This window comes from Veillonella sp. ICM51a, from assembly GCF_000524355.1.
Classification (GTDB): domain Bacteria; phylum Bacillota; class Negativicutes; order Veillonellales; family Veillonellaceae; genus Veillonella; species Veillonella atypica.
Genome location: NZ_JAPX01000036.1, coordinates 61,672 through 81,038 on the forward strand (window position 1 = coordinate 61,672; position 19,367 = coordinate 81,038).

At 39.3% G+C, this 19,367-nt stretch carries 14 protein-coding genes, 1 tRNA gene and 2 pseudogenes; 5 read left to right on the top strand and 12 right to left on the bottom strand.

Annotated features, from left to right (window positions below):
- Positions 1 to 52: 52 nt before the first annotated feature.
- The gene (locus HMPREF1504_RS06460) at positions 53 to 958 is read right to left on the bottom strand and encodes a LysR family transcriptional regulator (RefSeq protein ID WP_005377632.1); all 906 of its coding nucleotides are present in this window, start codon (positions 956 to 958) and stop codon (positions 53 to 55) included.
- A gap of 247 nt (positions 959 to 1,205) precedes the next feature.
- Here HMPREF1504_RS06460 and HMPREF1504_RS06465 point away from each other — a divergent pair, with 247 nt between their 5' ends.
- From HMPREF1504_RS06465 to HMPREF1504_RS06475, 3 genes are all read left to right on the top strand, one after another.
- Positions 1,206 to 4,949, top strand: coding sequence for a phosphoribosylformylglycinamidine synthase (locus HMPREF1504_RS06465; RefSeq protein WP_038124488.1), 3,744 nt, complete (start codon positions 1,206 to 1,208; stop codon positions 4,947 to 4,949).
- A gap of 215 nt (positions 4,950 to 5,164) precedes the next feature.
- A complete protein-coding gene (locus tag HMPREF1504_RS06470) occupies positions 5,165 to 6,400 on the top strand; it encodes an FprA family A-type flavoprotein (protein WP_005382151.1) in 1,236 nt (411 codons plus the stop codon).
- Between the two features lie 137 nt (positions 6,401 to 6,537).
- A tRNA-Ser gene (locus HMPREF1504_RS06475) sits at positions 6,538 to 6,628 on the top strand.
- Positions 6,629 to 6,710: 82 nt separating this feature from the next.
- Here HMPREF1504_RS06475 and HMPREF1504_RS10230 read toward each other — a convergent pair.
- Positions 6,711 to 6,941 (bottom strand): annotated as a pseudogene (locus tag HMPREF1504_RS10230) (homocysteine S-methyltransferase family protein); the annotation flags it as partial.
- 199 nt (positions 6,942 to 7,140) lie between these two features.
- Between HMPREF1504_RS10230 and HMPREF1504_RS06480 the strand changes: the two are divergent.
- Positions 7,141 to 8,259: an IS256-like element ISVesp1 family transposase gene (locus tag HMPREF1504_RS06480; protein ID WP_038124491.1), complete on the top strand. Its 1,119-nt coding sequence runs from the start codon at positions 7,141 to 7,143 to the stop codon at positions 8,257 to 8,259.
- Here HMPREF1504_RS06480 and mmuM read toward each other — a convergent pair.
- The 3 genes and pseudogenes from mmuM to HMPREF1504_RS06495 form a co-directional block, all read right to left on the bottom strand.
- On the bottom strand, positions 8,236 to 9,084 hold the full coding sequence (mmuM, locus tag HMPREF1504_RS06485) for a homocysteine S-methyltransferase (RefSeq protein WP_232203330.1): 849 nt from the start codon (positions 9,082 to 9,084) through the stop codon (positions 8,236 to 8,238). The genes HMPREF1504_RS06480 and mmuM overlap by 24 nt on opposite strands.
- 8 nt (positions 9,085 to 9,092) lie before the next feature.
- A pseudogene (locus HMPREF1504_RS06490) lies at positions 9,093 to 9,422 on the bottom strand (transporter substrate-binding domain-containing protein); the annotation flags it as partial.
- A 248-nt stretch (positions 9,423 to 9,670) separates the two neighbouring features.
- Positions 9,671 to 11,611 (bottom strand): OPT family oligopeptide transporter, encoded by a 1,941-nt coding sequence (locus HMPREF1504_RS06495; RefSeq protein ID WP_016475982.1) that lies wholly within the window; start codon positions 11,609 to 11,611, stop codon positions 9,671 to 9,673.
- Positions 11,612 to 11,839: 228 nt separating this feature from the next.
- Between HMPREF1504_RS06495 and pepT the strand changes: the two genes are divergently transcribed.
- Positions 11,840 to 13,063 (top strand): peptidase T, encoded by a 1,224-nt coding sequence (pepT, locus tag HMPREF1504_RS06500; protein WP_038124495.1) that lies wholly within the window; start codon positions 11,840 to 11,842, stop codon positions 13,061 to 13,063.
- Between the two features lie 94 nt (positions 13,064 to 13,157).
- Here pepT and HMPREF1504_RS06505 read toward each other — a convergent pair whose 3' ends face one another.
- From HMPREF1504_RS06505 to HMPREF1504_RS06535, 7 genes are all read right to left on the bottom strand, one after another.
- Positions 13,158 to 14,408 carry an MFS transporter gene (locus HMPREF1504_RS06505; protein WP_038124498.1) on the bottom strand — a complete coding sequence of 417 codons (1,251 nt, stop codon included), beginning with the start codon at positions 14,406 to 14,408 and terminating at the stop codon, positions 13,158 to 13,160.
- A 263-nt stretch (positions 14,409 to 14,671) separates the two neighbouring features.
- The gene (locus tag HMPREF1504_RS06510; protein WP_051411688.1) at positions 14,672 to 15,304 is read right to left on the bottom strand and encodes a DNA glycosylase; all 633 of its coding nucleotides are present in this window, start codon (positions 15,302 to 15,304) and stop codon (positions 14,672 to 14,674) included.
- Positions 15,305 to 15,381: 77 nt separating this feature from the next.
- The gene (locus HMPREF1504_RS06515; protein WP_038124504.1) at positions 15,382 to 16,320 is read right to left on the bottom strand and encodes a hypothetical protein; all 939 of its coding nucleotides are present in this window, start codon (positions 16,318 to 16,320) and stop codon (positions 15,382 to 15,384) included.
- A 120-nt stretch (positions 16,321 to 16,440) separates the two neighbouring features.
- On the bottom strand, positions 16,441 to 17,163 hold the full coding sequence (locus HMPREF1504_RS06520; protein WP_005380182.1) for a helix-turn-helix domain-containing protein: 723 nt from the start codon (positions 17,161 to 17,163) through the stop codon (positions 16,441 to 16,443).
- 157 nt (positions 17,164 to 17,320) lie between these two features.
- The gene (locus tag HMPREF1504_RS06525; protein ID WP_038124507.1) at positions 17,321 to 17,869 is read right to left on the bottom strand and encodes a hypothetical protein; all 549 of its coding nucleotides are present in this window, start codon (positions 17,867 to 17,869) and stop codon (positions 17,321 to 17,323) included.
- 8 nt (positions 17,870 to 17,877) lie between these two features.
- Positions 17,878 to 18,834, bottom strand: a complete 957-nt coding sequence (gene floA, locus HMPREF1504_RS06530) for a flotillin-like protein FloA (RefSeq protein ID WP_005377705.1) — start codon at positions 18,832 to 18,834, stop codon at positions 17,878 to 17,880.
- Positions 18,835 to 18,870: 36 nt separating this feature from the next.
- Entirely contained in the window at positions 18,871 to 19,335 is a 465-nt protein-coding gene (locus HMPREF1504_RS06535; protein WP_005377650.1) for an NfeD family protein, read from the bottom strand.
- Positions 19,336 to 19,367 lie beyond the last annotated feature (32 nt).

Genomic DNA, 19,367 nt, shown 5'->3' on the forward strand with positions numbered 1-19,367 from the left:
AAAAAAACACACTTTATTGAAAAAAAGAATAAAGTGTGTTTGTAATTCATATTTATAAAACTTTGTCTCGTTTATCTTCACGATTAGTCAATAAATTTGTAAATCTAGCAGCGCCTTCGGATTGTGGAACGAGACGCGACCGAACAAGTACGATATCTCGCGTTGGCACAGGAATATCTGTATCAATTTTTACGACAGTACCTTCTTGCATTTTTTCTTGCACCACATTACTTGGCAACATAGCGATTCCCATGTTAATTTCCACAAGATCGAGGAGAACGTCTACACTACTCAATTCAAAACGCGGTTTACTACAAGCACCATGCGTTACTTCATCAAAGAAAGTACGGCTAGCTGTTCCCTTTTGTAGTAACAACATAGGCTCACTGAGCAAGCGGCCTTGGTCAAAGAAGCCTGCTCCTTTATATTCATGACCGCCCACAAAGATATCTTGGATGCTCGCCAAGGTAGTAACTTCTAATTGTGTATTGCTACGCAAACCTTCGTAGTCATTAACTACAGCTAACTGCACTTCTTTATTAATGACCATTTCCACACAATCTGGGGACGGTCTGTTTATGATATGCAAGCCAATTTGATTTTCTTGCAATTGCCATTTATGAAAGTAGGGCAACAAGAAATGACGACATAGTGTATCTGTAGCGGCAATATTCAAGCTTTCGTAAGCTTGATTCACCCGTTCTTGTAATTGCGTAATCCCATTATCTAGAATGGAAAATGCTTTGGCTACTGTATCGAATAATTCCTTGCCTTCTGGCGTAAATGCTACCGATTTAGTAGTGCGCACAAATAAAGGCATTTTTAATTCGCCTTCTAATTGTTTGATACTTTGACTAATTGCGGACTGCGAAACACCTAGCTCTTTTGCAGCGCGAGAAAATGACAAATACAACCCAACTCCTAAAAATGATCTATATAGATCTGCTGATACTGCCATTTTATCCTCCTCTGTTATATACTAATAGTATAGTAATACATTATTAATATTCTACTTTTTACTCAAAACAAGATGCTATTGTTACGGTTTATGAAATTTTGGTCTTATGACCTTCATGAAAATTTCATATTTATAAGTAGCGTTAATCTTTATATAAGTAAGATTATCTTTACTTATAAGTCTAGACCGACTATACTAATCTTGTCAACACCAGAACTCATTTATTCTGCATATTACAGGAGGCTATATGGCTATTCAACGACTATTTGTAAGAAAACGTGATGCTTTCGCTAATGAAGCAGCACATGTATTAGCTACATTACAGCAAGAATTACATGTACCAGCTACAGCCGTGCAAATCTATGAACGTTATGATGTAGAAAATCTTAGCGATGACGCATTACAAAAGGCTAAACATTTGATTTTTTCTGAACCACCTGTTGATTTAGTAGCAGAAACATTAGATATTCCAGCAAATGCTTTTGTCTTTGCTATCGAATATGTACCAGGACAATACGATCAACGTGCAGACAGTGCAGAGCAATGTATTTCTATGCTCACACTGACAACAGGTCATACCGTTCGTTGTGCAAGAGTATTTGTCATAGAAGGTACTTTTACAGACGAAGAAAAAGAATCAATCAAACAATATTACATCAATCCTGTTGATTCTAGAGAAGCAAGTCTCGAGTTACCTGATACCTTGGCACTTAAACTAGAAGAGCCAGAAGATGTAGCTATCATCGACGGTTTTACAGAAATGTCAGAGGATGCACTACAAAATATGATTAGCGAATATGGACTCGCTATGACATTGGCAGATATCAAATTAATTCAAAAGCAATACAAGAATGTAGAAAAACGCAATCCAACTATTACAGAAATTCGCTTATTCGATACATATTGGTCTGACCATTGCCGCCATACTACATTTATGACAGAGTTAACGGATATTACTATCGAAGAGAGTCGTTTCACAGAACCAATCAAGGAGGCACTAGAAGAATATACGGAAGGTCGCAATTTGTTATATACAACTAAGGTGAAAGCTCGTTCTCTCATGGATATGGCCACATTAGCTGTAAAAGAATTGCGTCATGCAGGCGGTCTTACTAACCTTGATGAATCCGAAGAAATCAATGCATGCACTATCATCGTTCCCGTTGATGTAGATGGCAAAGAAGAGGAATGGCTCTTGCTATTCAAAAACGAAACTCACAATCACCCAACTGAAATCGAACCTTTTGGTGGTGCTGCCACATGTCTTGGCGGTTGTATCCGCGATCCTCTAAGTGGCCGTTCTTATGTATATCAAGCTATGCGCATCACTGGTAGCGGAGACCCTCGTACACCGCTAGCCAATACACTAGAAGGCAAGCTACCACAAAAGAAAATTACTGTTGAAGCCGCACGTGGCTATTCCTCCTATGGTAACCAAATCGGCCTTGCTACTGGCGAAGTTAAAGAATACTATCATCCAGGTTATGTGGCAAAACGCATGGAAATCGGTGCTGTTATCGGTGCTGCTCCGCGCAATCAAGTGCGACGTGAAGTACCAACACCAGGTGATATCATCGTACTACTCGGTGGTAAAACAGGTCGTGATGGCTGCGGTGGGGCTACAGGTTCTTCTAAGGAACATACATTAGAATCCCTCGCTACTTGTGGTGCAGAGGTTCAAAAAGGGAATGCCCTTACAGAACGTAAAATTCAACGCTTATTCCGTCGCCCTGAGGTAACAACACTCATCAAACGTTGTAATGACTTTGGTGCTGGTGGTGTCTCCGTAGCCATCGGTGAACTAACAGATGGCGTTACCATCAACCTTGACTTAGTACCTAAAAAATACGACGGTCTCGATGGTACAGAACTCGCTATTTCCGAATCCCAAGAACGTATGGCTTGTGTCATTGCACCAGCCGATGTTGATGCATTTATGAAATATTGCGATGAAGAAAATCTTGAATGCACAATCGTTGCCGATGTAACCGATACAAATCGCCTCATCATGACATGGCGCGGAGAAACAATTGTCGATATCAGTCGTGATTTCTTAAATACAAATGGAGCGAGTCAACAACAAGAAGCTGTAGTGACAGCTCCTACTGAAAAATCTTATTTCCGTCGTGGTTCTGCAAGTGCCGACAATTTCAAAGATCAATGGCTCGAAGCAATATCTACATTAAATACTGCTTCTCAACAAGGCCTTGTTGAACGCTTTGATAGCACAGTTGGGGCCAATACAGTGCTCATGCCATTTGGTGGTAAATATCAAAAAACACCTACCCAAGGTATGGTGGCAAAATTACCAGTTCTTCACGGTGAAACAACAACTGCTAGTATTATGACACATGGCTTTGTACCTGAATTGTCCGCTTGGAGTCCATACCATGGCGCACAATATGCCGTGCTTTTATCCGTTGCAAAACTTGTGGCACTCGGTGGTCGTCGTCAAGATGCATACCTTACTTTACAAGAATACTTTGAACGTTTACACTCCAAAGAATCTTGGGGTAAACCGGTATCAGCACTTCTAGGTGCGTACAAAGCGCAAAAAGAACTTGAGATTGGTGCCATTGGCGGCAAAGATTCTATGAGTGGTACATTTATGGATTTAACGGTACCTCCTACCCTCGTATCCTTCGCAGCGGTAACAGCTCCTGTTAAAAATATTGTAAGCCAAGATTTAAAAGGACCTGACCATCGTCTCGTATACTTTGATGTACCTCGTACGTACAACGATACACCTGACTGGGATCACTTCAAAGAAAATTGTGATATCTTACAAGAGGAAATTGAAAAAGGTCGCGTATACTCTGCCTATGTAGTAGACCAAGGTGGCATCCCTGAAGCAGTTTCCAAAATGGCTCTCGGCAATAAAATTGGCGCTAAGTTCGACAAATATGCAGAACGAGCTATTTTCCAACCAGCTATAGGTTCTTTCATCGTAGAAGTAGATATTACAGCGGTTAACCATTTACTTGAATTGTCCGACGTTCGCGTTATTGCAGTTACCCAAGACAAACCTGTCATCGAATGGAATGGCCAATCTGTAACACTTGATGAAATCGAAAAAGCATACGAAAAACCATTATCCGATATATTCCCATTGGAAGCAAAATCCGGTACTGGTGAAGCGGTAGCTTACATTCACGATCAGCACGCAAAACCTCGCAGTACCTCCTTAGGTGCTAAACCAAAGGTACTTATCCCTGTATTCCCTGGCACTAACTGTGAATTCGATTCCGCTCGTGCTTTTGAACGAGCTGGTGCTATTGCAGACATCGTACTGATTCGCAATCAAACGCCAGAACAATTAAAAGAATCTATTGACGTAATCAAAGCTAAATTAGCAGAGTCTCAAATTCTTATGTTCCCTGGTGGATTTAGCGGTGGCGATGAACCAGATGGGTCTGGTAAATTCATGGCTACCCTATTCCGCAACCCATATCTTGCAGAAGGCCTCGAAAACCTACTTTATAAACAAGATGGTCTAGTTCTCGGTATCTGTAACGGTTTCCAAGCGTTGATTAAATTAGGTCTATTGCCTGGTGGCCATATTGAAACATTAACGGCAGATCACCCTACCTTGACATACAATACCATTGGACGCCACGTATCCCGTATGGCCAACACTAAGGTTATTTCTACAAAATCTCCTTGGATGTGTGAAGCTAAAGCTGGCGAAATTTATACGGTTCCTATATCTCATGGTGAAGGTCGCTTTATTGCCTCCCCACAACAGGTATTGGAATTCAATAAAACTGGTCAAATCGCTACACAATATGTCGACTTTGACGGTATAGCATCCATGGATGGACAATTTAATCCTAACCAATCCGTGGCTGCTATCGAAGGTATTTATAGCCCTGATGGCCGCGTATTTGGTAAAATGGCGCACTCCGAACGCTGTGGTGCAGATATTAATAAAAATATTCCAGGCAACTTAGAAATGCCAATCTTCACATCCGGCGTAAAATACTTTAAATAATCTATATGGCCCATTCTTCGGAATGGGCTATATTTACAAACTTTCACATTCTAATATGTGAAAGTTAACACAGTTATAACACATTGACATATATCGATATATTGATTTTTTTCGAAAAAAACTGTATTATAAGATGTCAATATAATTAATTAAACCGTCATCACATGGATGAGGTTAGTTATGTATATACATATGTGTAAGGAAAGGATATTACTATGCATTGTGCTCAAAAAATGACCCATAATATCTACTGGATTGGTAGTAATGACTGGACAACTGAACGTTTTGAAAACTTATTCCCTATTCCAAATGGTGTAAGCTACAATAGCTATTTCATCGATGATGAAAAAACTTGCGTTGTAGACTCTGTTGATGCAGAAATTCGCGAAGAATACTTTGACAACTTATCCCACCTTTTAAATGGTCGTGATCTTGATTACATCATCGTAAACCATATGGAACCTGACCACTGTCAAACATTGTTAGAAACATTGGAACGCTATCCAAATTGTAAAATGGTTGGTAACGCAACAACATTCCGCATGTTCGAACAATTCTACCGCACACCAAAGCCTGATCAATATTACACAGTAAAAGAAGGCGACGAAATTTGCTTAGGTAAACATACTCTTGTATCCTACACAATGCCTATGGTTCACTGGCCAGAAGTAACTTGTACCTATGAAAAATCTACAGGTACATTGTTCTCTGCTGATGCATTCGGTACATTTGGTACAATCAATGGCAACATCTTTGCTGACCAAACTGATTTCGTAGCAACCTATGAAGATGAAGCTCGTCGTTACTACACAAACATCGTTGGTAAATACGGTCCTCAAGTACAAAATGCAATTCGCAAGGTTTCCGGTCTTGAAATCAAACGCATTGCTCCACTTCATGGTCCAATCTGGCGTACACCTGAAACGATTGAATATATCTTGCACAAATACTTACACTGGTCCAGCTACACAGCTGAGAAAAAAGGTGTTGTTATCGCCTTCGGTTCCATGTATGGCAACACTCGTGACATCGCTCAACAATTGGCTAAACAATTGTCTAAACGGGGTGTTACAGATATTAAAATCTACGACGTTTCCAAAACTAATCCTTCCTACATCATCGCTGATGCTTGGAAATATACAAACTTGGTAACAATTGCACCAACTTATAACTTGAACCTATACCTTACTATGGAAAACTTCATTCACGAGTTAAAAGCGCTTAACTTCCAAAATCATAAGGTATCCATCATCGGAAACCATTCCTGGGCTTCCGCTGCAATGAAAACAATGGTTGCTCATTTCGAAAACGACTTCAAAGATATTGAAATCGTATCCCAACCTCTTGATATCAAATCCTCTTTGAAAGAAGAAGATATTCCATTAATCGAAAAAATGGCAGACGATATCAAAGCATCCATCGATGCACAAGAAATCAAAGAAGTATTATAATATACATACTAAAAGCCGTCCTTCGGGGCGGCTTTTTAAAACTCTTATGAAACTATAATAATTCTACTATTTTGTTCTTGACATAAATCTAACTTTTTCATATACTATACAAGTACCTGTTACACAACAGAATACATGGAGAGGTGTCCGAGCGGCTGAAGGAGCATGATTGGAAATCATGTGTGCGGTTATACCGTACCCAGGGTTCAAATCCCTGTCTCTCCGCCACATATAAGAAGGTTATCCGATGGATGACCTTCTTTTTCTATATACAAGCAAAAAGGGACTGTACTTATACAGTCCCTCTCATTTATTTTACATGTATTTGTTTTGCTACTTCTTGAATGATATCAGGATTTGTTCGACAACACCCACCGATTATATTAGCCCCGGCCTTGCGCCATACATCAACATAGTCAATAAAGCTTTGTTGTCCACCTGACCATGTTTTGGTTTCTCCATCATAGGTTTCACCAAGATTTGGATATACAGCAATTGGCTTATTTGTAACAGACCGTATATCTTTGATTAAGGATTCTACGGGTTATAGGACAAAAAGTGTTGCTATTAATGCCGATGGAACTAGTTAAATACTAGCTCCATCGGCATTTTATCTTTTTGAGTAACTTTTACATATAGGACAAAAAGTGTTGCTAAAAAGTCTGAAACTCCTTGATTTTACTGACTCAAATGAGGTTTTATCTTTCTAAAGAGATATATTTTTTAGAAGGAGTATAATTATGAAACTAGTCAGATGCCCTAATTGTGGTTTCGTCTGTAAGAGAAATGGTAAAACAAATGCGGGTTCTCAACGTTGGTATTGTAATCAATGTTCTTACTCATTCACAAATAAAGTGAATAAAACTAACAATAATTTACAGATATTTTTGGATTGGTTATTTGGTAAACACACACAGTTAGATATGGCTGGCGATGGACGTTCATTTCGTAGAAAAACATCACAGTTTTGGGAGCTTTGGCCATTACCACCAAAAGTTGAATCATCAAGTAGTGTGGTATTTGTTGATGGTATTTATTTAGCTAGAAATGCTTGTATTTTAATCTGTTGTAATGAGACGCATGTCTTAGGCTGGTATGTTTGTAGATATGAGCATTCTAAGGCTTGGGAGGCTTTATTACGACGTATTTCATCACCTATAGTAGTTATATCCGATGGTGGTACCGGCTTTCAAAAGGCATTAAAAAAAGTTTGGCCGAAAGCCAAACTACAAAGATGCTTATTTCATGCATTTCAACAAGTAAAACGCTATACAACAATACGTCCTAAAACGATTGCTGGTTGTGAGTTATATGGAATTGCAAGGGATTTATTAACAATACACACGCAAGATCATGCTATAAAGTGGGTACAAAACGTTATGTCATGGAAAGTACGACATAGAGTATTCCTATCAGAAATAACAGTTGATGAAAATGGTACGATACGACCTAAACATGAACGACTTATAAAAGCAGAAAATTCCTTAGTTAAATTGATTAACAAAAGATGTTTATTTACTTACTTAGATGCATCGTTAACATGTGCCTGCCCAGCTACTAATAATCGTATAGAAGGTGGTGTAAATGCTCAGTTACGCACTATGTTACGTAATCATAGAGGAATGTCTATTGAAAGACGAATAAAAGCGGTGTTCTGGTGGTGCTATATGCACTCACCAAACCCGCTTTCTAATGCAGAAATACTTAAGGTTATGCCGACCAACAAGAGTATTTCTGATATATATCATACCATACATGAACAATCTAGGTTAGAAGCTTCTATTCCGACTTGGGGTGATGCTATTGTTTGGAGTGATTTGCATAATTATGATCGCCTATTTACCAATCTTTGGGACTAAAATAGCAACACTTTTTGTCCTATAACCCGATTCTACATATTCCGGCGCTGTACAGTTAATCCCTATCCCCGTCACTTGACGCACCTTATCGATCATTTCAGCGCATTTAATGATGGTCTCTCCGCTTGAGATATGATGTTCATCTTTGCAAGAGAAAGAAATCCATGCAGGAATGCCTTTTGTCGTAAGTGGATCACACAAGGTACGGGCAATGGCAATAGCCTCATCATAGCACGGCACCGTTTCACAGGCTAACACATCGGGATTTTCTTCGCAAAATAATGCTATACGAGGAATATGGAATACTTCCAAATATTCGGTTTGTACACCATAATCACCACGATATTCAGAGCCATCTGCCAAGAAAGCACCATATGGGCCAACAGAGGCGGCAACCAATGGTTTTGGTAAGGCCCCTTCAGAGAAGTAACGGACACTGCCATCTGGCAATTGTTCACCTAATGTAATGCCACGCAATGTAAGCGCATCATTCGCTTTAGCTTCTAAAAATTCATTACGTGCTTGCACGGCTAAACGAACGGATAACTTCACCAAATCTAGTGCTTCTTCTGTACCATACCCATGAGCTTTAAACCCGGCTACAGTTGCTTGATAACCAGAACTTTCAATAATATCTGCTCCGGCCGCCAAATAGGAAATGTGCACTTTTTTGATGATTTCTGGATTTTCAATAAGCATCTTAGACGACCACAACTCATCATGAATATTACATCCATGACGCTCTAATTCTGTACCGAATGCACCATCTAGTACAAGAGGTCCATTTTCCTTTACAATCTTCAAAAATGCTTTTCGTTTAGCCATTCTATCACCTATTTCAAATCTTCTGCAGGTGGTTCTTTACCAAACCACTTTTTATAAATCTCTGCATATTTACCATTAGCCTTAATTTTTGCTAATCCATCATTTATTTTACCAAGTAACTCCGTATTACCTTTTTTCACAGCAATACCAAGGGGTGCCGCATCATAGTCCTCACCGGTTACTTTAGCAATGCCACGGCCTTTATTATTTACATAATACTCATTTACTGGCGTATCGTTAATAACTACATCTACGCCTTTATTCTCTAATTCCAAAAAGGCATCAACAATAATATTAAATTGTCGTACATCCGCATTTGGAATTTTGCTAGCAATCTCATACCTATTACTAACTAAAATTTCTACATAATCTAACAACTATAGATTTACTCTAAAATAACATAAACATATCATATCACCCTATATATCCTAGGTCAATAATTCCTACTATATAAATATGTTTTATTTGGTATAGATTATATCTATATATCAAAGACAATCCCCCAATCATCTCCATATAGAAAACGCTCTCTACGAATTATATTCATAGAGAGCGTTATTCGCAATCCCATTAGATGAGATTCATATTATTTAGCTGTTTTTTTATCTTTAATGTACATGGCTACCTTGTACAAGAATGCACAGAGTAACAAGTACATTACAATACTGAGGTATGTTGCTTCTGGTGTTTCTACCCATTCTTGAGCAAATACATCAATACCTGCAATACGAAGTACAGCACTGAACAAGGAACCAATAGCACCACCGGCTACAAGACCGGATGCAATTGTACTACCTTTGGAGAATCGAAGGTCTGCCAACGCTTTATCGTTTGTACTATTTTGTACAAAGTATGCAATCAAACCACCAACTAGTAATGGGGTGTTGATTTCCATAGGTAGATATGTACCTAATGCAAATGCCAACGGTGGAACTTTCACCATCCATAAGATGATTGCAAACAATGCGCCTGCCATGTATAAAGGCCATTGTGCACTACCACCAGTCATCATTGGTTCAATGATGGCAGCCATTGCATTCGCTTGAGGAGCATTCAATGCATGGTCCCCTACGAAACCATAGGCACCATTTAATAAGATCATGACACCTACAGAAAGTACAGCACAGAGAATGGTACCAACGATTTGCCATTGTTCCATTTTTTTAGGTGTAGCACCTGTCATGTGCGCTACCTTAAGTTCGGACATAAAGTTACCGGCCATACCGATGGTTGTACCGATAAAGGATGCCATCATGAGGACTGCAATCATGCCGACTTTACCAGTCATACCAGCAGCTGTTAAGCATACAGCAGAAATGATAATCATAAAGATTGTCATACCGGATACCGGTTCTGTACCAGTATAGGCAATGGAGCTAATACCTACTACAGCAAGTAAGAAGGACATAATTAGAACGATTAAGAATGCTACGCCTGTTTGCGCTAGGCTTTCAGAATACATAAAGTGGAAGTATACGGCAAATAAAACGGTACATAACAAGATACCTGCACCAATCCAAGATGTAGGAACATCACGTTGCGTACGGAGCAAGTTAACTTCTGTAGTTTTGGATGTGAATATATCTAAAACTGCTTTTTTAACAACGCTGCCAACCACCTTAGACATGCTCAAAAGACCAATGATGCCGGCCATAGCAAGCATACCGATACCAATATGACGCACATAATCAAGGAATACCTTACGAATTGGAGCATCCGCTAAAAATACAGATTGACCATTGATGTGCATCACATGTTCTGGTGCTAAGAAGTATACAATTGGAATACATACGAACCAAGAGAAGAAGGAGCCCGCTGCAATAATCGCTGCATAGCGAAGGCCTGTAAAGTAACCAAGACCGAGCAACGCTGCATCAGTGTCTACGGCAGCCGTCAATTTAGTTTGGTCTGCTAAGGCAGCGCCCCATTTAAACGTAGCTGTACGAATGACCTCTTCCCACCAGCCAAGGCTGTTTAGAATAAAGTCATATACGAGAGCAATAAGGCCAGAACCTAACATCAATTTAGCTTTACTACCTTCATTACTCATCAATACTTCAGCTGCAGCGCGACCGCTTGGGAATGGATACACATAGTGCATTTCTTCTACAAAATAGCGACGGAACATAACGCATAATAGAACACCAAGTACGCCACCGAGAATAATTGGAATTGCCATTTGTGTAAAGGTTACATCTGTTACACCCCAAATGTAAAGGGCTGGCAAGAAGAACATAGCCCCAGCTAATGTGTTTGTACTAGAGCTGGCGATTGCTTGAATGTGTACAGTTTCAGCAAACGCATTTTTCCGTTTCAAAATAACTGCTGTACCCATGGCAAGTACAGATACTGGAGCAAAGGCATCTACTGTTTGACCGATTTTCAAACATAGATAGCCAACAGCCAGTGTAAAGATTGCTGCATAGAACAGGCCCCAAAATACTACGTATGAATTAATTTCTTCGTAGTCCTTTTTAGGATCAAGTACCGGTTCTACGGGCGGAATAGAACGAGTTTCGTCCGACATAGTAAAACCTCCTCATAAAAAACACAAACGTATATCTATCCACCTTTATACTAACACGGCATTATATACGATTCAATTGCTTTATATGCATAATACGAATATTTTTACACATTATGCATCGATAGACTTTGCATTTTATGTACTACTAGTCTACAATTAAAATATATAGGACTAATTAAGTCTAACTATGGTATCAACTAATTATATATTCTCTCAAGGAGGCTTATTATGGAACCAATGGTTGAACGTTTTGTACGCTATACAAGCATAAATACACGGTCTAACGAGGAAAGTACAACGATTCCCAGTACGCAAACGCAAGTCGATTTTGCTACCAATGTACTTGTTCCTGATTTGAAAGCAATTGGTCTTGATGAGGTCATCTACAATCGAGAAAACGGATTTGTCATCGGTACATTAAATGCTAACACAGATGCAAAGGCCCCTTCCATTGGTTTTATCGCCCATATGGATACGGCCGACTATAACGCAGAAAATATTAAGCCACGCATCATTGAAAACTATGATGGCAACGATATTTGCCTCAACGAAGAACATCAGATTTTCACACGTCGTACAGATTTTCCTAATTTAAAGAACTATATTGGTAAGTCCTTGGTCGTAACAGATGGTCTCACACTACTCGGCGGTGACGACAAGGCTGGCATCTGCGAAATTATGGAAGCCCTCTCCTATCTCGTGGCTCACCCAGAAATCAAACACGGTAAAATCATGTGTGCCTTTGGCCCTGATGAAGAAATTGGTACTGGCGCAGATCACTTTGATGTGAAACAATTCCCTGTGGACTTTGCCTATACGATTGATGGTGAAAGCCTAGGTCAACTCGAGTATGAAACATTCAATGCGGCTGGCGGTACTGTAACGCTCAAAGGCGTATCGGTTCACACGGGTACAGCAAAGGGTATCATGATTAACTGTGCTAAACTGGCTATGCAATTTGACGCGTTATTACCTGGGGCGGCCGTTCCTGAACACACTTGTGGTCGTCAAGGTTTCTTTATGCTCATGAGCATGGAAACACAAGTAGATACTGGTAAGATGAACTACATCATCCGCGACCATGACAAAGAATTGTTCGAAGCGAAAAAAGCATTTTTCCTACAAGCAGGTCAAACATTAAATGAAATCTATGGCCGTGAAGTTTGCGAAGTCTCCGTAAAAGATCAATATTACAATATGTACGATATCATCAAAGACAATATGGAATGTGTAAACGTAGCCAAAGCAGCCATGGAAAAAGCAGGTATCACACCTATCTGCGATCCTATTCGTGGCGGTACCGATGGCTCTAAAATTTCTTTTATGGGCATTCCAACACCTAATATTTTTACTGGTGTAGAAAATCTCCATGGTCGTCATGAATTTGCATGTATCGACGATATGAAAAAAGCTGTTGAAGTTATCATCAACATTGTAAATATCGAAAAATAATACTATAAGATAGCAAAATGACTATCCGAGCAACTGCTCGAATAGTCATTTTTTATTACTCTATGAAATTATATATCCAATGTAAAACATTGTTCTACGCAAGTTTACCATTACGTTTACGATTTCTAATTTGTTCTTCTTCAGCACGTGCTTTCAAGGAAAGGTCTTTGTCGGTTCCTACATATCGGCCGTAGAATAAGTAATATGCAACTAAAGCTACAAGGGCAACTACTACAGTTACATGGAACATGCTTGTATAACCTACAACTTCTTTAATGGCACCTAAGATATATGGACCAAAGCCAAGGCCCACATCCAAGGCGATAAAGTATGTTGATGTGGCAACACCAATGCGGTGAATTGGTACAATTTTAACTGTTACCGCTTGACCATTAGACATGAATGTACCATATCCAAGACCTACGAACACGGCGGATAAAAGTACAAGCCATGTAGAGTGAGCAATGGATAGTAAGAAAATACCAAGAGCTAAAGATACGAAGCAAGGATATAAAACGAAGTTTTCTCCTTTCATATCAAATAGAATACCAAGTAAAGGTCTTGTAATAGTGATCACTACGGCATAGACAACGAAGAAGAATGTACCTGCCATAATAAGATCTAAGTCTTTTGTATAGGCTGCCATAAAGCCGATAACACCAGAGTATGCAAAGCCTACAAGCACTGAAACAAGGCTAATAGAATTCATACGAGGTTCAATATAATCGGAAATCTTAATGCCCTTATGAGCTTCAGAATCGATATCAAGCTTAGGCTCCTTAAACTTCATAATTACGGCGCCAATGCCACAAATAACGATAAGTGCAACACAGAATGCGATGATAAAATCATAGCCAAGACTGTGAAGCATTAAAATACCTAAGAATGGACCTACTGCAGCAGCAAGAGAAGTAGATAAACCGTAGTAGTTAATCCCTTCGCCACGACGAGATTGAGGTATAATAGCAGCAATAATCGTACTTGTTGCAGTTGATGTAATACCGTAAGCAAAACCATTTATGAATCGAACGCTATCGAGCATTAACAAGTTAGGTGTATAGAAGTACATGGCTGTTGAAGCCAAATAAATAAACAAACCTAAGTACAGCATCTTTCGGCAACCTAAGACACTAATAAAGCGTCCCGCTAACAATCGTGCCACGACGGTACCGATAATATATATACCAACAGCTAAGCCTGCTTGACTGGCTGTGGCGTGAAGGTTATCTTTTGCCACTACGGCAATAATAACAATTAATAAATAATAAATCAAAAATACTAAGAAATTAATCAAAGTATCGAGGACAAACGATCTTGTCCATAAGGCCTCCTTAGCCTTATCCATAGTATCAACTCCTATTTCTAAAATATTTGTCAACCATATAATGACATTGGTTAATTATAGACCTCTCATCATAAAAAACAAGAATTAAATAGTTATTTTTGTTATCACTTTTAATTATGACTAATCTCATAGATTTATATATAATAAGCAAATTACCATATCACCTATTTACGTAAATTTTTAATAATAAAAACACCTTTGATAGGTTCTACTCTAATTTACCAGTTAGAATAGACCATCAAAGGTATCCTACTATTATTCAATTATTTTGTTTCTAATCCACAAGCTTTAAAAAATGCTTTATAAGCCTCCGCCTTCTTCACAAGACTCAACGGATAGGCTCTAGAGGTAGATGGCAAACGCGTCAAAGAAAGTTCTCGACCTTCATAAACAAAAGGAGTCGTTTCTCCTGTTTTAGGTAGTTTTACCTTTTCAGGTAATAAACTAAGTAAGATTTCTGTAGCCTTGCCACCTGTTGTACCAATATGAGTACAATCTGGTATTTGTGCTAATACGTCAGCGAGAGGAACGGGCTCAACTACCTTTAAAAACGCATCAGATGCATTACCATGCTCACGAATAGCTTTCAATACCGTTGGACAAGAAGCTATACCAATTTGAGATAAAAAAGCTTTAATCTTTTCCGCATCAAATGCTTTTTCTTCCCCTTTTCTAAAATGTTCTTTATCATCAAAGAACACCAAACCGAAAACACGCCACATATCATTTTGAAAATTCGGATAATGAAATTCCATGGCTCGCTTTTCAGATGTTGGTGGAAATGTTCCCATCATCATAACCGTTGCATTCTTCGGCAAGAATGGCGGAAATGGTCTCGTCTCTACAACTTCATTAGAGTGTACTTCAACAGTAGTATTATCTTTCACGATACACATCTCCTTATTGTTTATGTTAACTATCTACTCTCACATTAACAAGTTTAGATGATTGATACTATGATAAAACTCACCTTTTATTGAACCATAGGTTGGGTCATAATCGTATTGACCGCATCAAATCCTGTTGGTACAGGAGATACGAGATATAAACATACAACGGCAGCTATAGCAAATCCAATTGCTAGGTAAGAGAAGGTGCCGCGTTTAGGGAACTCGTACAAGCCGAACAAGCGTATACCAATGGCCGCACCAATGGCAGTAATAAAGGATGGCAATGAGAACATGCCATATACGCCAAAGATAACCATCAATCCCGCATAACCGCCTACTACAGTAATCATTGGTAGCATACGATCCATAGAACTCTTATAGTCTCGAGTCAACCCAGATGGATAGTTGGAGCTTTCAATACCGAATAAACCAAGCAAAATGCCGAAATCAACCCAGATAAATTCCCAAATGCCTTTAAATGCATTTCGATTACGGCCTGCATACCAAGCAAAGGCAGTAATGGCCAAGATGGCTAAACCAACTAAGCCAAAATAGTAATCCCCACTAATAGTAGGACCTACATAGGCGCCAATAGCGGTTACAATAGCACTGAGAACGGAAAGTACAATAACACGATGAACAGCAGGACGTTCCGATTCAGGAATGCGTTTGAACACGGTTGCTAGCAATTCCAATACAAAGCAAGCCATAAAGACAGCAATACCAATAGCTGGATTAATGAAGATACCAACTACCGTCAAAACTAAAGGAATTAACAAGCGCCATTTAGGAAATAATACGAGATCCTTGTAATCAAGGCGTACATCTTGTGTTTCAGATGTGAAATTATTATACACTACAAAGAGGAGCATAAACGCAACCACATCTAGTGGTGTAGCCCCCCAAATCAACAAGGTTGGTACGATAATCATGGATAACGCCACACCAGATATTCTAGATAGGCCGGCGGCGATGAACCCTAGCAGTAAAAATGGTAATAATAATGTTAAATATTCGAACATAATAAACCTCCCATCATCATATAAATCTAAGTATATAGTAATTAACTACAAATTTCTATACCGAATGAGTTGAGGTTTATACAGATTTACCATACGACACCATACAATACTACGTCTTTACTAAGTTTGTTGCTGCTTTAATCGGTTTCTTATAACAGACGGGGAACATTCGAGTTGTCGTGCGATAGCTGCAATGGATAATCCTTCCATCCGTAATCTACTAATCTCATTCGTATCTACCTCTAACCGTTTACCACGCAAAGCAACACCAGATTCTCGTAAATATAAGGCAACCGTATTAGCTTGCAGTTGATAGGCAATACCTATATCCTTTGTACTCAACCCATGATAGCTATACAAATAGCTCATTTCATCGATAGGCATCACCTTACGCCGCCCACCGCGTATATTGACCCCCATGTGATGTAAGATATGTAATACCTTCCATCGTGAAAGCCCCATCATATGGGCAATACGAGTTGTACTATTACCACTTTCATAAGCCTTTTTAATACGATCTGGTTCTACACTATGTATAGAATGGTCATGAGTACACAGCAGTCCATACTCATGTAATCGATTAGATATGGTCGCAGTGGATACATTAAAACGACGGGCCAAGGCTTCAATACTAGTATGACTCACTTCATATAAATTTACCAAGGTTGCGCGATTGATATCTTTACGCGTTTCACGTCGCGCAATCTTATACATCTGCATACGCCTTACAATTGTATCTACACTACACCCAATATAATCGGCAATATCTCGTAAGGTCCATTTCTCTTTAACATATAGATTCTCTAATAATTGTTTTGGAATATTTCGTACGCTGCGATACATATAATCGCTCCTTTCACATAATTTAGGCGAACTATATTCACACACCTATTACACTTATTATGAAAGGCTAATTATAGTCTTAGCAATAGAAAAAGGGTTCCCAATAGTCACCCCGGTGACCATTGGGAACCCTGCCTTTATCAGGAACAGATATACATTATCGAGCCCTATGACGCAATGCCTTCGGCTTTTCTAATATAAAAGCCCATTTCATACCTTCTTTAATATCATGACACGACTTGCGAGCCTTCTTCGTTACAGGCTTCGTATGAGTCTCTACATCAACAAGAGGAATCTTTACTTCTTCCATTGCTTTTTGGCGCTTAAATTCTGCTAGGCGCTCAGTCAATGTAGAAACTGCAACCGTTTTACTAGTAGATACTTTATGTCCTTCTCGTTGTTTAGGTTGCTCTTTTTTAGATTGTTCTGCAGATTGATTATAAGAAATCTGAGTATTAGACGACTGATAGCCAGCATCATTAGATGTAGCATTAACCGGAGGTTCTTCTATTTTACGTTCAATAGAAATACCGTATTCACGCTCCATATCCTCCCAAGTCTTTTCAGCACCTGAGGTTTCATACTCATCAGCATCTTCAGTCTTTGAGCTTTTCAAAAAGGAGAACACGATATAAGCAATTATAGCTAGAACAAATATAGGATTATGCGTAAAGGCCGATAGTATTGTAGACAAAATAGAGTCCATAGCTACTCCTATTCACCATCTGCTAAATTCTCACGCATCTTAGTGTCTGCAATAATATTATTCATATTGTAGTAATCCATAACGCCAAGATTACCGTTTCTGAAAGCTTCTGCCAATGCTTTAGGAACTTCAGCTTGTGCTTCCACTACCTTAGCTTGCATATCTTGTGTTTTAGCACGCATTTCTTGTTCTGTAGCAACTGCCATAGCACGGCGTTCTTCGGCACGAGCTTGTGCGATTTTTTTATCTGCTTCCGCTTGGTCTGTTTGCAATTGAGCACCAATGTTACGTCCTACGTCTACGTCAGCGATATCAATGGATAAGATTTCGAATGCAGTACCCGCATCAAGGCCTTTACCCAATACAGTACGAGAAATGTGATCTGGATTTTCCAATACATCTGTATGCTCTTCAGAAGAACCTACCGTTGTTACGATACCTTCACCAACACGGGCGATAATTGTAGCTTCACCAGCACCACCAACGAGGCGATCAATATTAGCACGTACCGTTACGCGAGCACGAACCTTAAGTTCAATACCATTTTTTGCCACTGCAGAAATGATTGGTGTTTCAATCACCTTAGGATTAACAGACATTTGAACCGCTTCCAATACATCACGACCAGCGAGGTCGATAGCAGCAGAACGTTCAAATGTCAACGGAATAGATGCACGTTCAGCAGCGATTAATGCATCTACAACGCGGTCAACGTCACCACCAGCAAGGTAATGTGCTTCCAATTGATTTACATTAACCTCAAGGCCCGCTTTATTCGCCTTAATCAAAGGCATTACGATTTGAGATGGATTTACACGACGTAAACGCATACCAACTAATGTAAAAATGCCTACGTTAACACCGGCTGCCAATGCGGATACCCAAAGGCCTAATGGCACAACATACAAGAATACCATAATCCCAATCAATAGAATGGGAATCAAAATTAAAATACCTACATCCATAGTAACCTCCATTATATACGACGATGTGGTGAAAGCTTAGTCGCGCTTTCTAACAATATTGCGGCCGCCTACAACACGAAGCACCACAATGGGTGAACCGGCATCGATGAAGTCCCCTTCGGTTACAACATCTACCAAATTACCATCAATTTTAGCAATACCTGCAGGGCGTAATGTTGTATGCGCTACTCCCTCCTTGCCAGCTAGATCCTTTAATACATCATTAGACACATATCCAGCTTTTGTGGTAGATCGTTGCCCTAAGGTAAAGAGCTTGCCAATCCAGGTTTTTGAAAAGTGATTAAAGAAGGTTAATAATACCACGACTAATACAATCGTGATACCGAGCACCGCATATAAGGCTATATCTGTACCACCAAGGCCGATAAATACGCCCCACATAAACAAACAGTACCCGATAAGACCCGCAATACCACCAGGTATAACTAGTTCAATAGCCATCAATACGAGACCTATAATAAGCCAAAAAATATAATCCATATAAACCTCCTTTCACAAATCATTTCATACAA

What these genes read in the sequence shown, in the direction of transcription:
- HMPREF1504_RS06460 (WP_005377632.1), bottom strand. Translation starts at nt 958, where the DNA reads ATGGCAGTATCAGCAGATCTATATAGATCATTTTTAGGAGTTGGGTTG.
- HMPREF1504_RS06465 (WP_038124488.1), top strand. Translation starts at nt 1,206, where the DNA reads ATGGCTATTCAACGACTATTTGTAAGAAAACGTGATGCTTTCGCTAAT.
- HMPREF1504_RS06470 (WP_005382151.1), top strand. Translation starts at nt 5,165, where the DNA reads ATGCATTGTGCTCAAAAAATGACCCATAATATCTACTGGATTGGTAGT.
- HMPREF1504_RS06480 (WP_038124491.1), top strand. Translation starts at nt 7,141, where the DNA reads ATGAAACTAGTCAGATGCCCTAATTGTGGTTTCGTCTGTAAGAGAAAT.
- mmuM (WP_232203330.1), bottom strand. Translation starts at nt 9,084, where the DNA reads ATGGCTAAACGAAAAGCATTTTTGAAGATTGTAAAGGAAAATGGACCT.
- HMPREF1504_RS06495 (WP_016475982.1), bottom strand. Translation starts at nt 11,611, where the DNA reads ATGTCGGACGAAACTCGTTCTATTCCGCCCGTAGAACCGGTACTTGAT.
- pepT (WP_038124495.1), top strand. Translation starts at nt 11,840, where the DNA reads ATGGAACCAATGGTTGAACGTTTTGTACGCTATACAAGCATAAATACA.
- HMPREF1504_RS06505 (WP_038124498.1), bottom strand. Translation starts at nt 14,408, where the DNA reads ATGGATAAGGCTAAGGAGGCCTTATGGACAAGATCGTTTGTCCTCGAT.
- HMPREF1504_RS06510 (WP_051411688.1), bottom strand. Translation starts at nt 15,304, where the DNA reads ATGTGTATCGTGAAAGATAATACTACTGTTGAAGTACACTCTAATGAA.
- HMPREF1504_RS06515 (WP_038124504.1), bottom strand. Translation starts at nt 16,320, where the DNA reads ATGTTCGAATATTTAACATTATTATTACCATTTTTACTGCTAGGGTTC.
- HMPREF1504_RS06520 (WP_005380182.1), bottom strand. Translation starts at nt 17,163, where the DNA reads ATGTATCGCAGCGTACGAAATATTCCAAAACAATTATTAGAGAATCTA.
- HMPREF1504_RS06525 (WP_038124507.1), bottom strand. Translation starts at nt 17,869, where the DNA reads ATGGACTCTATTTTGTCTACAATACTATCGGCCTTTACGCATAATCCT.
- floA (WP_005377705.1), bottom strand. Translation starts at nt 18,834, where the DNA reads ATGGATGTAGGTATTTTAATTTTGATTCCCATTCTATTGATTGGGATT.
- HMPREF1504_RS06535 (WP_005377650.1), bottom strand. Translation starts at nt 19,335, where the DNA reads ATGGATTATATTTTTTGGCTTATTATAGGTCTCGTATTGATGGCTATT.